We start from the raw sequence: 14,212 nt of genomic DNA, 5'->3' as shown, positions 1-14,212 counted from the left end.
GAACAGGCATCTTGCCTGTTGCTGGGAATGCTGGATGAGGTGACTAAGAAAAGAAGATAAATACATGATTGCTGCTTTTGATTCGTGGAAGTCCCCACCGCAAAACCTGACATTGGATCTGGGCGAAATTCATGTTTGGCGCGTCTCTCTGGCTCAAACAGAATCTTGCTTGGAGAGTTTACAAGAGACTCTCTCTAACGATGAGCGGACAAAAGCCGAGGGTTTTCACTTTCCCAAAGGTCGATCGCAATTTATTGTGAGTCGTGGCGCACTCAGAGCGATTCTGGGCCGCTATCTTAACATAAATCCTCACATTTTGCGCTTTGACTACAATCCCTACGGCAAACCCTCTCTCATCACCGCCCAAGGTGGAAATACCCTGCGTTTCAATTTGTCTCACTCAGGAAACATGGCTCTAATTGCGATTACCAAAAATCGAGATATTGGTGTCGATATTGAAGGGATAAATCCCACATTTCCTTGTCTGGAGATTGCTGAAAAATTTTTTTCTCTTTTAGAAAATACTGTGTTGCTTTCGCTCCCAGAACATCTCCAACCCAGAGCTTTTTTCACTTGCTGGACTCGCAAAGAAGCCTACATTAAAGCAGTCGGGAAAGGACTTTCTATTCCCCTGAATCAGTTTGATGTCACCCTCGCACCAGGAGAAGCAGCAGCGCTGTTAAATGTTGAAGAAAATCCCGAAGAAGCATCGAGATGGTCTCTAATGGAATTAACTCCCTCTTCAGATATGGTGGCGGCTGTTGCGGTTGCAGGAGATTGCTCGAAACTTCATTGTTGGCAGTGGACAGGGGAGTTTTGATTTATACTGAGATGTTGCACCATTCTCAATAAGCTTTTATGAACAGGCAAGATGCCTGTTCCACAAGAAAATTTACTCTTTGTGGAACAGGCATCTTGCCTGTTCTTGAAAATGGTGCAAGATGCCTGTTCCACAAGAAAATTCACTCTTTGTGGAACAGGCATCTTGCCTGTTCTTGAAAATGGTGCAAGATGTGAGTTTATAGCGATCGCGAGCGGGTAAAAGAGAACGGCAACAGTCGCTGGAAGATATCTACTGGTTGCACATCCAAGCTATTGTGTTGCACACCCTCCATAGACAAATAAGGACACAACATTTTTGTGTCCTTATTTGTCTATTCGACTGCAATTTGCCACCCTACAACTGATTTAATAATTTAACCAAATCGATAGCCAAACCCACGTACCGTAATGATATATTCCGGTTGGCCCGGATCTAGTTCCAACTTTTCGCGCAACCAGCGGATGTGAACGTCAACTGTTTTGCTGTCTCCGATAAAATCTTGACCCCAAATTTTTTCCAGCAACTGATCGCGAGACCAAACTCGCCGGGGATAACTCATAAATAGTTCTAGTAAGCGAAACTGTTTAGGAGAAAATTTCACTTCCAGACCACGAACCAACACGCGGCACTCTTCAGGATACAGAGTTATGCTCTTATATTGCAGCGTCCTCGGTTCCGGTAACCGACTGAGGCGCTGGCGCCGCATCAGCGCCCGACAGCGAGCGATAAACTCCCGCATTCCAAAAGGCTTGGTCAGATAATCATCCGATCCGGCTTCGAGGTAAAAAGCGCAATTGTTGGCGCTTCCTCTAGCACCGATAATCAAAATAGGGACGGGATTTCCTTGATGCCGTAACATTCGACACAGATCCAAACCGTTAATTGAATCCATAATTAACAGGTTAAAGGCAAATTCACCGTGGTATGACGAAGCAGCCTGTACAGAAGGTAGAGCGTTACGCCCGTCGCTAGTAACCACCACCTCATAGCCCTGTTCTTTAAGGGCTAAAGCTAGCATTTCCCGCAACAGGTCTTCACCTTCCAATAACAAGATACGGCCGGCTTGTCCAACAGCCAACCTTGAAGGACATTCGCTTAATTCAGCAGAAGACATAAATATCAGTGGGAGTGATGTTTGTATGTGGCTAGCGCGAGGTACCTTCTTCAGTAGCTGAGGTACTCTCGCGCTGCGATCGCTTGTACGATCGCCATTTGTTCGATCGCTTAGAATCCTTCGCCAGTCCATCCCACAGACACGCGCTCGACCTTTGCTACTTGCTCATGCAAGGAATACAACCGTAGAGCAGTTGCCGGAGCCGCGCTGTCTGCCTGGGTCCAGGCCACAGAAGTCTGGTCATTTTTCGGGGTCGGTGTTAATTTCATAAAACATTGCCCGCTGTTAATTGACCACATAACACCCAATCTATAGGGAGATGCTTGTTATACTACTCTTAAAAGGTTATTAAAAGGTAAAATTTTGGTAATCAATTGGTTAAATTATTAACGTTAAGTAATATAACGGTAAAGTTGCGATCGCACTTTAAGAGCTTTTTTTAAGAATACAATAATAAGTTGCTCCAAATTCCTTATTCTTCCCGTGCCGGCTACGATCGACGATAGTAAGTAAAAATTCTGTAGACTGCCTATCATGTTGCTGCATTTGAGTACCTGGCCTCTTGTAGAAGCTTATCTCGAAAGCTCCCGAGGCATAATTATCCCGATCGGCTCCACCGAACAGCACGGGCCCACCGGCTTGATCGGCACGGACGCCATTGCTGCCGAGGCGATCGCCCGCGGTGTCGGCGAAGCTGCCAATGCCTTAATCGGCCCGACAATTAATGTCGGGATGGCTTTGCACCACACCAGCTTTCCCGGCACAATCAGCCTCCGACCGCAGACGCTAATACTGGTAATCAGGGATTATATCACATCTTTGGCAAAAGCGGGATTTGAGAAATATTTCTTCATTAACGGTCATGGTGGCAACATTGCCACCATGAAAGCAGCCTTTTCCGAGACATACGCGCATTTGTCGGACTTAAATTTGCCGAATGCCGATAAAATCCAGTGTCAAATCGGCAACTGGTTTATGTGCGGCTCAGTCTACAAACTCGCAAAAGAATTATACGGAAACCAAGAAGGTTCCCACGCCACCCCCAGCGAAATCGCCTTAACCCAGTACCTTTATCCAGAAGCAATCAAGCAAGCTCCGCTTTCGGAAGAAGTCGCTTCCGGGCACAAAATTTTCGGTGCTGCTGACTTCCGCCGCCGATTTCCCGACGGGAGAATGGGTTCAAATCCCGGCTTAGCAACCCCCGAACACGGTCAGCAGTTTTACGAATTAGCAGTCAAAGAATTGACTAATAATTATTTGGAGTTTTTAAGTTCTGATTAACGTTTTTTATTCTCGTTATCAGGAAGCTCCTGGTAACGAGAATAAATCTCAAACTCTTCTATATTTTACGCTTATGAGTGAGTCAGCGACATGATATTTCATATCAATTCCGGCTGCACCGGAATGATATCAAATCCGCGCTTCCTCGTCGGGATTAAAGTCTAATCAAGCTGCCAATAAATAATTCGCGCAATTTTCATTTTTTTAACATCGAGTCAACAGTCAACAGTCAACAGTCAACAGTCAGTCGATTTTAGATTTTAGATTTTAGATTTTAGATTTTAGAATTGACTCCACAGATGAATCTGGGAGGTGGAAATTAGGTGTAAAATATTTCCCTTGTCAACTGTCAACATTCAACAGTCAACAGTCAACAATCACGGACGGTGCAACCGGAATCGATATCATCTATCTGAAAAAGGCTATATCTCCCGATTAACCACCGGGAGAATATCAAAACTATTCCACAATCCAAGGAGTTAAACAAGGTGTCCAAGCACTCAATTCTTCTTCCTTGAACCAAAGGCTAATTTCCGCACGGGCAGTCTCGACAGCATCAGAACCGTGAATCAGATTACGGCCGACATTGACGGCAAAATCGCCCCTAATTGTCGCCGGTTCTGCATTCAGAGGATTTGTTGCGCCAATGATTTTTCTCGCCGACGCCACAACGCCGTCGCCTTCCCACACCATCGCCACTACAGGGCCTGAAGTGATAAAGTTTACCAATCCTGCAAAGAATGGTTTTTCTTTGTGAACATCATAATGTTGTTCCGCTAGTTCGCGACTCGCCGTCATCAACTTCATGCCAACTAGCTTAAAGCCCTTGGCTTCAAAACGACCGATAATTTCACCGACGAGTCCGCGCTGTACGCCGTCGGGCTTAATTGCTAAAAAAGTCCGTTCCAAGATTAACTCCTATAATTGTGTTAACTGATCCAAAAGATAGAGTAACTCAGAACGCACCTAAAGGCAATTCTGAGAATTGGAAATTGTCATTTTGAGACTTATGGCCGGGGAGCATCTCACTTTTGCCGCCCAGCTAGAAATTGAAGTTAGGAGCCAGGAGCCAGGAGTCAGGAGGAAAGAGTCAGAAGGAAGGAGGAAGAAGAAGTGTTTTTACAAATATGAGATGCTCCCTATGGCCGAAGGAAGAAGGAATAAGGAATAAGAAGAGGGAAGAGAAAAGAGGGAAGAAGCAATAAAAGCAAGGGTTAAAGAAACCGGGTTTCTACGAGAAATCTGGGTTTACCAGCGAGGAATCTGCGAAGAAACCCGGTTTCTAGACCCCTATGTGTCGAGGACTGATTTGCATGGCTCCCCTGGATTTTGTAAAAAGCATTTTTTTAGGAGTGCGAATAGGATGCTTACTTGCCTAGATAAGCTAATCAGTCTTTAAATGATCTGTAAAGAAATAATCAAAGTCTTGTGGGGTGGCTGTGAGCAACGCCCGAAATATGCAATCTAAAAGTAGAACATTTTATCTCTAGCGAACAAGATGCTCGATCTTCTGGCACAATATGATACAAGTCACAATTTCCTGTGATTGCCAACACTCTTACCTATGATCTCAAATACAAATATGTATGATAATAAACACAATTATTTAGGCTCGAAAATATAGATAATTAACAGATGTATGAAGATGATATTAACAGCAACTATTCAGGCGAAAAAAGTATGAAAGCCATTGTAGCATTCATTGAACCCAAAAAGCAAGAATTTGCCAAATTGCCCTTGTTTGACTTTCTAGCCAACAAACACATTCACGCGAATCAACGACTAATTTTTGCACCTGTACTCGCTCCTTTGGCTGTGGGGTTGAGCGATTTAAATAAATATGTATTGCGAGAATCTTCTAGTAATAGCAAAGTTCAGGAACTAATTAATAAATATACTTATAAAAAAAACTATTACTGGCACGACTATCTAGAATATCTAGAGGAACTGGGCTTAAACCAATTAATGAGTTACGGCGATTTCAGGCTGCTTTGGGGTGAAGAAACTAAAAAAACTCGATCGCTATGTTCAGTGCTGGAACGCTACGCTTGGAAAGCTTCTCCCATTCAGAAACTGGTGTTAGTGGAAGTCCTCGAAGGAACTGCCCAAGTTTTTTTTGAGGCGGCGCTAGCAGTGGTAATGGAATTACAGCAAATTAACCAAAAAGAATCTGTTGATTTTGGAGGAGGTTATGGGGGTTTAGAAAATTATCACCTTTTAAACACGCCAGAGATGTTGGAAGTTTTAGCAGAGATTAAACTTACTAATGCGGAATGCCAAGCAGCTTTAGAATTAGCACAAAATGTATTTGAACTGTTTACAGAAGCGATGAACGAGCTGTTCCGACACAGCAAAACAAATTCTTGCAAGACTGTGCTGCAAATATCCTCAATTTCTACCTTCGCTCATTGCCCGATCGACAGTCTCGATATTTGTTAATTTAAACAATCACTAAATTATCTCGGTGTACCGCCGTTTCTACGCCTGCATAGCCTAAAATCTCAGCAATTTTCTCGGACTTGCAGCCCTGGATTTGTCTCAATTCTAAACTGCTATAATTCACAAGTCCTCTAGCAATTTGCTTGCCGGCTGCGTCGCACAACTGCACGGAATCATCAGCTTGAAATTCTCCTTCTACTTGAGCAATACCCGCAGCTAAAAGCGATTTTCCGCCGTGGGAAATTGCCTTGACAGCACCCGCATCTAAATATAGTTTTCCGGCCGGAATTAGCACGTTAGCTATCCAGTGTTTGCGAGCGTTTACAGGGCGCGGTTGAGGCTCGAATTGAGTACCGATCGACTCTCCGTTAAGTATTTTCTCGATATTACCAGGAAAGCAGCCGTCAGTGATGACAGTCCGTACTCCCGATGCAGTTGCTATTCTCGCCGCTTCAATTTTTGTCACCATTCCGCCGGTTCCCCAACCGCTGCGGGAATCTCCTGTTTGCACCTGAAATTCTGTGAGCTGTGCCATACTTTGGACTAGGGCGATCGGCTGCGCGTCTGGATTGCTGCGCGGATCGGCGGAATACAGCCGATCGACATCTGTGAGCACAAACAACCAATCTGCTTCTACCAAACTCGCTACTAGCGCCGAAAGCGTGTCGTTATCGCCAAATTTAAGCTCGTCTACCGCTACTGTATCGTTTTCATTGACGATCGGAATCACGCCCAACCTGAGCAGTTGCCCAAAAGTATTGCAAGCGTTAACATAACCATTACGCTGCACTAAATCGCCCCTGGTGAGCAATACTTGAGCGATCGGCTGTTGCAGAGTAGTAAACAAGTCATCGTACACACGCATCAGTCGCCCTTGGCCCACAGCCGCCACAGCCTGTTTCAGAGCGATATTTCGCGGGCGTTCCGTCAAACCCAAGCGCGCGCAGCCAACCCCAACCGCACCCGAAGAAACCAAAACTACTCGATGGCCTTGCTGCCGCAAATCAGCTAAAATTTCGACCAATGCAGCAATAGTTGAAAGAGCTAAGTTTCCGGTAGTCGATCGAGTCAGAGTCGAAGTTCCAATTTTAACAACAATAGTTTTAGTCATGATCTTTAATTTTCAGAGATGCCCCCAAAGCTTGAGAAACCCACACTTCAAAAGAGCGCACCGGATACTTGCGAAGCGCATACCCAGCATCAACCATTGGTTCCACTAAAATAGTGAACATACCCAAACGATTGCCTGCTAAAACATCAGTAAAAAGTCGATCGCCCACCATCGCCACCTGTTCCACCGGCAAATTCATCGCCGTCACAGCTTTCCGCAACTTGCGGCGGGACGGCTTAGCTGCACCAGTGATGTACGGTAGATTCAAAGACTCAGCAATTCGACCGATCCGATTTTGACTTAAATTATTGCTTGCCAACCATAGCGATACTACGGGTTTAATTTCTTGTACCCACAAGCTGAGTTCAGGAGAAGCATTCATTGCCGTAATGGGAACAAGAGTTTCGTCCACATCCAACACTAATCCTTTAATCTGATATTTCTCCAGAATATCAGCCGTTAACTTCATGACTGAATCGCCTAGAACTAAGTCAGGCTGTAGTAGTTTACCCCAAGTCATAATGATTTTAGATTTTAGATTTTAGATTTTAGATTGAGAAATAAGAAATTGGGAGTTAAAGATTGAAAAAGTAAAAAATCAAAAGTGAATAATTATTGCTTTTCCTTCGTTACTTTTGACTTTTTACTTTTGTATTAGTCATTGCCCATCTATTGAGTAGATCGCACTTTTTGGTCAACTTGAGCCACAGCAGCATTGTGTTCGGCCAGAGTGCGACTGAAAATGTGAGTGCCGTCGTACCGCGCCATGAAATACAGATATTCTGTATTTTCAGGAGTCAGAGTCGCTTCCAGACTTGCTATTCCCGGAGATGCGATCGGAGTTGGCGGCAGCCCTACATTGATGTAAGTATTGTAAGGAGAAGGTGTTTCCACCTGCTTGAAAGTCAAAGGCTTTTCCTTCGTTTGCCTAATGCCGAGGGCGTATTCAACCGTCGGGTCAGAACCCAAGGGCATACCCTTTTTCAGACGGTTGTTGAATACCCCAGAAATGCGGTTCCGCTCGGAAGCAACCACAGCTTCTTTTTCTACAATACTCGCCAAAGTCACCCATTCTTTGAGAGAGAGCTTCGTATTATTCTGATTTTTTTGATATACCGGCAAAGCTGTCTGCTCGAAACGGGTGAGCATTTGTGTGATCGCAGCTTGAGGAGTAATTCTATCGCCGTCTAGCTGATAAGTATCCGGGTACAAAAAACCTTCCAAATGAGGCAGGCCGCTCGGCAGCCAAGGGTATTGAGCGTAAGGAATTTGACTCGCGGCCGCCATAAACTCCTTAGCAGGAAAAAAACCTTGCGCTTCAAAATAAGTGCTCATTTGTTGCAGCGACCACCCTTCGGGAATCGTGAAACTCTGCTGTACGACTTCGCCCTTCCAAATTTTGTCAGCAACTGCACTCAGAGGCTGAGTCGGCGACAGTTGGTAAGTTCCTGCTTGAAAACCTCCCTCGCGGTTTTGCAGAGTCAGCCAGCGGGCCCACATATTCCATGCCGAGCTCGATCGAATCAACCCCGCAGCCTCTAAATCCCGCCCGATTTTTTGACTGGGAGTACCCTCCGGGATTTGGATCGAAACAGCCGAATCCTCTGGCGGGGAAGTTGACGTTTGAGCTATTTTAGGAGGCGCCGAAGCCCAGCTCCACCAAGCCCAGCCCTGCCAAGCGCAAACTCCCCAGATTGCCGGCAGCAACGCCAGATAAAACAACCATTTAGAGGCTTGCGGAGTACCTTTTCGGCTCTCGCGCGCGCTGCCTTTTGTCATTTGTTCTTTATTCATAGTCCGTTGTCTTGGATAAGCGGCGGGTAACTAGCGACTAATGACTGATGACCTGCGATTGATGACCGAAAAGTTACGAATACAAGCCCTTTAAAAGACCCAATTCACGCGGCCCAATTCAAAAGCCCGATCGCGAAGGCAGAAGCGGCCACCTCGAAAAAGTTCGATCGGGCGAGCAGTTTACTTTTTTATAAAATAGTAAAAAATTCTGCTTTTTGCCATCAGGGCTTGTGCCTGCAATTAATATCTAATCAAGCTCGTCAAAGAACTGGTCTTCCAGCATAGGTAACATCGGTTCCAGCCTTTGGAACTCTTCTTCCGAAAGCAATTCTGGCTTACCGTCGTCATCCATTCTAGCCAAGATAAAGAACGGGTCTAGAGGCGTATAAATCGCATATTCCTGTTCTTCGTGGTAGAAGCTGGTCAGCCACATCAGCTCCTCGAACTCCGACTCCTCATCGGGATCGACATCAGATGCCATATCCTCTTCGGGAAATTCCGGCAATTCGCCAACCACAGTCAGCGTCACTGCCGTGCGTCGGAGGGTCAAGTTCTGCTCTTGCAGCACAACTCTAGCTGTATCAAAAATTTTGTCAATTTCGGTCTCGTCTTCTACAGGAATTGCTGCTTCGTCCGTATCGTCTCCCTGCCAGGTAAAAATTTCTACGGGTGAGTCAATCGGAAGCAGCAAAGCGTATTCTTGACCTTCGAGATTCATAGAATATTCTATGTTGCAAGTCAGCGATCGCCCAACTTCATCCGTCAGGGTGACGGACTCTTCGTTGGAATTGCCATTCTCTTTTTTGCGGTATGGGGATGAGGACATCGCGTGTATCTTAGTTTTCCGTCAATAATTCAGTAACGTTGGCTTGACAATTGGGAATTTTCGTGGCGATATTCTGGCTAAGTGGGCGATCGCCAGTCCACCAGCTTAAACCGCGAGACTCGCGGCCTTTTCCACAGGCGAGGAGTGCAGCGGTTAAATCTCAGTCGAGTCAGCAACCGACACTGAGGACAAATCACGATTTTGTGCTTCTTCAGTACCAAGGGTACAGCAGAATTTTCTCCAGTTTGTCAAGGGTTACAGGTGTGCGTAGCAAACTTGCACAACCAGGATATCACGCCTTTGTTACCACCTATCAAGGATTGGGAGGGGCGGAGATATTTTGCCTCCGCTCGTCTAGCCACTGCTGCAAAATCAGGGCTGCTGCTTTGCGATCGATCGAACCCTTATTATTTTGCGACGGCGAAATCCCTGAAGCTTTCATCAATTCCTCTGCCTCAACCGAAGTCAGGCGCTCGTCCACGTATTCTAGGGGGATCTCTAAGGCGGAGGCGATGCGATTGGCATATTTCTGCACCTGTCGGGCTTGGGCGCCCAATTCTCCGCTCAGGGAGTAGGGCAAGCCTGCCACTAAAATTTGCACTCTCCGCTCTCGCACGAGTTCTCGGAGATAAGCTACGTCTCGATCAAAGGACGATCGTACCAGTGTTGTAATGCCCGTAGCTATTAAACCGGTGCCGTCACACCCGGCGATGCCGACTCGTTTGAGGCCGATATCTAATCCCAGAGCTGAAATCCATAATTTATCGTTGGACATTATCAATCAAGCAATTTTAGATTTTAGATTTTAGATTTACTGTTTTTTTGCGGAAATAATCTTATTTAACGAACCGCGAAGACGCGAAGCAATAAGAGAATAAAGTAAGAAGAAGATAGGTAATCTTAGGTTGATATCAATAATCAAAAGCAGAAGGGTTATTTTGGGATTATGACCGAAAAAATGAATTCTTTGGATGATTAATTCTATTTTTTATACCTTTTACCTTTTACCTTCTGCTTTTCACTATTAAGTATTAACTTTTCTCTTGGGAGCCTTCGTCTAGAGGCAATTCGGGCAATTTTAGAGGCAAAATGCTGCTGATATCTGTTGCCGATGATTCGGAATGCTGGAAGTTCAAGGGGTTAACTTGATTCGTTTGGCTGTTTCCTGAGTCAGCCAACAGCGGTTTAATCTCGGAGGATGCGGGCCCTGCTGTGGCTTCCCCCGCCATCGGGCCGAGCCAGGACATCCGGCCCGGTACGGGTTTGCGAGTTGGCTGGAAGCTTTGCAGCATTTCTGATAGCTGGAGTCCTTCGAGAGAGACCAACTTGGACTCGCGCAATTTGTGCCACACCGATCGAGACATCAGCAAACTGTGTTCCAAGCGCACTGCTCCAAATTGCTCTAAATAAGCTTCCCGTTCCGGCTGATAGTCAGCGGAAGCCAGTTGCAGGCTTTGAATCGGGAAATCTTGAACAAGGCGCGCCATCTGCGACAGCAGTTCCGGGTAAAGCCAAGTGTAGGCCGGGTGTACAGTCAACTGGGCGACGTGCGGTTGCTGGCCATTGCGGGATAGCTGCACCTGAAAATAGCCGATCGCGGCTTTGCGCTGCGGTTCAAACACGTAGCCGCTGACTACCTCGGTTTTGGCCAGCCACTGTCTGACACCTTCGACTAAAGCGCCGAAAAAACTGGTTTTGAAATCTTGAATGTGGCGATCGAATACTTGGCGCACCAGCGGGGGCATAGACGCGGTATCCAGTTGGTATAGCAACTGAGCGTCTGCGTTGCTCACCGGCAGCAGGTTGGGCAAATCTGGCGTCGAGGAAGCCATTTCTTGCAGGCGTTCTGGGGCGATCGTCCAGTAAGTCATCTGGGCCAAAGGCTGAAACCCGTTTTGCCGATATAAAGCCAAGGAAGTTTTGTCGCCGACATTCACTTCCAACAGCCACGTCCGCGCCTCCCAGACTGCCTCAAAGCAGTACCGCAGCAGCATGGAACCAATTCCTTTGCTGCGGGCTTCCGGGTCTACTCCTATGCGATCGATCCGCCAAGTGCTGCGGGTGCGGTTGAAAGGAGAAATCTGAATTATGCCCTTAACTTTCCCCTCTTCTTCGGCAACGTGGGCCCGGAACAGGGACTGACAAGGGTTGGGAAACAAGCTAAAAATCTTTAGTAGTCCGTACCAGCGGCGAATCTGCTGCAACTTTCTACCTAGTACCACGTCGCAGCTTCCGCCCTTGCTGTTTTCTGGCTCTTCGGCTGTTTCCGCGCACAGTTGTTCCATCACCTCGATGTCGCGATACTGAAACGGGCGAATCACAACCTGGTTTTGGTTTTGGGAGGGAAATGAAGTCATAGCATAAAAGTGGATAATGGAAATTTAAAAATAAAAATTCAGAAAGGGGAAGAGTTAGAGAAGTTTTGAGTGTTGAATGGGTAAATTTTGAGTTCAAAACTTATAACTTTTGATTCTTCTCCCTTTCTTGCGCGATCGAAAATTAAAAATTTCAAATCATCTTTTTGAATTTTTAATTTTCTGTTTTCAACTCAAGATTTCTGTGGCAGAGGTCGAATTACAACAACCGGTGTTCGCTCGTCAGCATTCCCGGCGGGGTTGCTTCGCAAGGCTTGCTCTAAGAATGTTACCGATAAATCGGAGGTCGCTGCTAATATCTTAACTGCTTTCAAGTCATTAGCGTCTACGATCGCCGCCGCAAGTCCGGTTTCTCGTTGAATTTCTTCTACAACTTGCTGGGGATTGTCCGGGCCTAGGACAATAAATTGGTCGAAGGGAGGCAAAGTCCCGGTAACGTCGTCAATCAGTCTGGCTTGTTCCCCTGCAAGTTGGTAAAAGACTCCCGGTTTACCGAATATTTTAGCCACAGCGCCGATCGCAAATGCTGCTACTACGCGCCAAGGGCCTACTACATCAACCAACGTCTGCATTCCGCAAGCCGTGGCCAAACTCGACATCGGCAAGAAAAACAAGCACACTCGCTTTGCCGCCCATCCGGGTTTGACTTCGCTGGGATGGCGATAGCGTCCCTGCATCAAAGCTAGGGGAGTTTCTGCCAGGGCGACAATATCGCCTTTCTGGGCGCGCGGCAGCACGTACCGCTTGACAATTTCGACGGGATTGTCCAATTCCGTCAGGATGTGGGTGCGAATCGGCAAAACTTCGGCAACTCCGACATTTCGGGCATTAGGTACTGTCTCCGAGTTGGGAAATTGCAGGGGAACTACTACGTTACGGACTTTGGGGATGCGGCCGCCTGGGCCGTAGGTGACGTAATGTATTTGCACCCAAGCTGACTGCAATTTGGTTAAATCTTGCCCTTGAATGTCTACAGAAACTTTGATTTTCGTGTTTTTTTGGGCTTTAACAATATAGCCGAACCAGTAATCGTCTGCTCTGGCTGCTGCGTCTTTGTGGCAAGGAATCACCTTTGTCTCGGAAGTAACGCCATCCAAACTTCCGTCTGACAGCAGTTTCACCTGTGCCCGCACTTCCGGCAACATAATCTCAAACCGCTGTGTCAGGTTGCGGAACTCCATTTCCCCGACTAAAAGATAGCGGTTGGGTTCGGAGATGGCTAAGTGCCATTCTCCGGCTGTTAGTTCTAGTTTATTTGCACTTCCAGTCCGGCGATAGTTCAACTCTAGGCCTAACCCGCCCAATGCTAGCAGCGAACCGGCTGCTGCGACTCCTGTTGCTAAAGTCTCAATCACTCTAATTACCGCCAATAATATTTTGTGTTTACTGTAGTCGATATCGGGTACTTTGAGCGCTGATCCGGTAGTAATTGAAGTTTTGGGGGATGTTGGGGTTGGGGTTGGAGAGTGGGATGGGCGATCGGGTTTTAACAACACCGAGAATTAATCTTGCAGTCGCTTCCGCAGTATATAAAGAGGTTTTCTCAATTACAATTGATATATTCAGTTTCAAAAACACCAAACCCACGAAATCGAATCAATGCGTGCAATCAATCCTGAAGCTACTGATATAGTTTGCCCTTTAATCAGTGGCAATCATCTATTTAATCCAATTAAGGTAACTGCCAAGTCTCCCAAAACCTATCGCAAAGCCGTTTATCGCATAGCACAGTTTTTCCGTCGTGAGTTTAAGTATGATTTTGTTCAGTACGGTTATGAAGGCGAAGAAACAGACCCCAATCATGTTGCATTTCTCTGGATTGAGCCGGAAGCTCAACACTTTTCCAAAGAATTTAAAGTACCCTGTATTGGAGCGTGCTGCTTTAGACTTCGCTCTTCAGGTTACGCGCTCCAGTGGATTTGGTTGCATCCATACTTGCGAAGACAGGGGCTGCTATCAGCTACATGGGCTAAGTTTATTAATGAATTTGGAAATTTCCATGTTGAGACTCCTTTGTCCGATGCAATGAAAGCGTTCCTGAAAAAGCATAATTATTGTTAGCTTCAATCAGTTGCCACCCTTACTTTTTTGTAGCGCAAAGCTGCTGCTTTGAGAGCTTGATTCGGCTGGGTTGGATTCAGGAGGGCATTCACGAAAGCCTCGCTGTCGTCAAGGTCAAGTTTCAGTCTTTGGTGCTGTTCAATAACTTTGGAAGCGACTGCTTGAACGCTGGCGATGACGAAATCTGTTAAGGTACGTCCTTCTAAGTCAGCGGCTTTTTGTTAAAGGGCTTTAATCTCTGGACTGATACGAGCCTCCAATCGGGCTGACGGTTCCGATTTAGTAGTTTTAGTCATACAAAATACGGTAGATATAGCCTTTCTCAGAAAGATGAGGTACAATAACAGCAGTGTGTAAACCAGTTAAAAATATTTGACGATGTAACTTG

At 46.2% G+C, this 14,212-nt stretch carries 14 protein-coding genes and 1 pseudogene; 5 read left to right on the top strand and 10 right to left on the bottom strand.

Going from position 1 to position 14,212, the window contains the following annotated elements:
• Window positions 1-64 precede the first annotated feature (64 nt).
• Together QUB10_RS17895 and QUB10_RS17890 are read left to right on the top strand one after the other, a co-directional pair.
• Window positions 65-820 (top strand): 4'-phosphopantetheinyl transferase superfamily protein, encoded by a 756-nt coding sequence (locus QUB10_RS17895; protein WP_333204160.1) that lies wholly within the window; start codon window positions 65-67, stop codon window positions 818-820.
• A 51-nt stretch (window positions 821-871) separates the two neighbouring features.
• Window positions 872-1,042, top strand: a complete 171-nt coding sequence (locus QUB10_RS17890; protein ID WP_333204158.1) for a hypothetical protein — start codon at window positions 872-874, stop codon at window positions 1,040-1,042.
• A 154-nt stretch (window positions 1,043-1,196) separates the two neighbouring features.
• On the opposite strand, the gene QUB10_RS17885 is transcribed toward QUB10_RS17890, so the two are convergent.
• A complete protein-coding gene (locus tag QUB10_RS17885) occupies window positions 1,197-1,937 on the bottom strand; it encodes a response regulator transcription factor (RefSeq protein WP_333204251.1) in 741 nt (246 codons plus the stop codon).
• Window positions 1,938-2,471: 534 nt separating this feature from the next.
• On the opposite strand from QUB10_RS17885, the gene QUB10_RS17880 reads away from it, so the two are divergent.
• Entirely contained in the window at window positions 2,472-3,218 is a 747-nt protein-coding gene (locus QUB10_RS17880; protein ID WP_333204157.1) for a creatininase family protein, read from the top strand.
• 459 nt (window positions 3,219-3,677) lie between these two features.
• Here the strand turns inward: QUB10_RS17880 and ndk are convergent, their stop codons facing one another.
• Window positions 3,678-4,127, bottom strand: a complete 450-nt coding sequence (ndk, locus tag QUB10_RS17875; protein ID WP_333035325.1) for a nucleoside-diphosphate kinase — start codon at window positions 4,125-4,127, stop codon at window positions 3,678-3,680.
• A 771-nt stretch (window positions 4,128-4,898) separates the two neighbouring features.
• Here ndk and QUB10_RS17870 point away from each other — a divergent pair.
• Window positions 4,899-5,657 (top strand): hypothetical protein, encoded by a 759-nt coding sequence (locus QUB10_RS17870; RefSeq protein ID WP_333204155.1) that lies wholly within the window; start codon window positions 4,899-4,901, stop codon window positions 5,655-5,657.
• Window position 5,658: 1 nt separating this feature from the next.
• On the opposite strand, the gene proB is transcribed toward QUB10_RS17870, so the two are convergent.
• The 7 genes from proB to QUB10_RS17835 all read right to left on the bottom strand — a co-directional run bounded on the left by proB (window position 5,659) and on the right by QUB10_RS17835 (window position 13,118).
• Window positions 5,659-6,768, bottom strand: coding sequence for a glutamate 5-kinase (proB, locus tag QUB10_RS17865; protein ID WP_333204153.1), 1,110 nt, complete (start codon window positions 6,766-6,768; stop codon window positions 5,659-5,661).
• Window positions 6,761-7,288 carry a YqeG family HAD IIIA-type phosphatase gene (locus tag QUB10_RS17860; protein WP_333204152.1) on the bottom strand — a complete coding sequence of 176 codons (528 nt, stop codon included), beginning with the start codon at window positions 7,286-7,288 and terminating at the stop codon, window positions 6,761-6,763. The genes proB and QUB10_RS17860 overlap by 8 nt, the downstream gene beginning before the upstream one ends.
• Window positions 7,289-7,437: 149 nt before the next feature.
• Window positions 7,438-8,562 (bottom strand): endolytic transglycosylase MltG, encoded by a 1,125-nt coding sequence (gene mltG / locus QUB10_RS17855; RefSeq protein ID WP_333204149.1) that lies wholly within the window; start codon window positions 8,560-8,562, stop codon window positions 7,438-7,440.
• A gap of 247 nt (window positions 8,563-8,809) precedes the next feature.
• Window positions 8,810-9,388: a DUF3727 domain-containing protein gene (locus tag QUB10_RS17850; RefSeq protein ID WP_333105541.1), complete on the bottom strand. Its 579-nt coding sequence runs from the start codon at window positions 9,386-9,388 to the stop codon at window positions 8,810-8,812.
• Between the two features lie 313 nt (window positions 9,389-9,701).
• Window positions 9,702-10,163: a Holliday junction resolvase RuvX gene (gene ruvX / locus QUB10_RS17845; RefSeq protein WP_333204147.1), complete on the bottom strand. Its 462-nt coding sequence runs from the start codon at window positions 10,161-10,163 to the stop codon at window positions 9,702-9,704.
• 256 nt (window positions 10,164-10,419) lie between these two features.
• Window positions 10,420-11,745 (bottom strand): GNAT family N-acetyltransferase, encoded by a 1,326-nt coding sequence (locus QUB10_RS17840; RefSeq protein ID WP_333204145.1) that lies wholly within the window; start codon window positions 11,743-11,745, stop codon window positions 10,420-10,422.
• Window positions 11,746-11,936: 191 nt separating this feature from the next.
• Window positions 11,937-13,118, bottom strand: a complete 1,182-nt coding sequence (locus QUB10_RS17835) for a F420-0:Gamma-glutamyl ligase (protein WP_333204249.1) — start codon at window positions 13,116-13,118, stop codon at window positions 11,937-11,939.
• 244 nt (window positions 13,119-13,362) lie between these two features.
• On the opposite strand from QUB10_RS17835, the gene QUB10_RS17830 reads away from it, so the two are divergent.
• Window positions 13,363-13,824 carry a hypothetical protein gene (locus QUB10_RS17830; RefSeq protein WP_333204143.1) on the top strand — a complete coding sequence of 154 codons (462 nt, stop codon included), beginning with the start codon at window positions 13,363-13,365 and terminating at the stop codon, window positions 13,822-13,824.
• 2 nt (window positions 13,825-13,826) lie between these two features.
• Here the strand turns inward: QUB10_RS17830 and QUB10_RS17825 are convergent.
• Window positions 13,827-14,033 (bottom strand): annotated as a pseudogene (locus QUB10_RS17825) (type II toxin-antitoxin system TacA family antitoxin); the annotation flags it as partial.
• Between the last annotated feature and the right edge of the window lie 179 nt (window positions 14,034-14,212).

The organism is Microcoleus sp. B5-D4 (genome assembly GCF_036705145.1).
Taxonomy (GTDB): Bacteria; Cyanobacteriota; Cyanobacteriia; order Cyanobacteriales; family Microcoleaceae; genus Microcoleus.
Note: the sequence above shows the minus strand (reverse complement) of the source record. Positions and strands in the feature narration are given on the sequence as shown.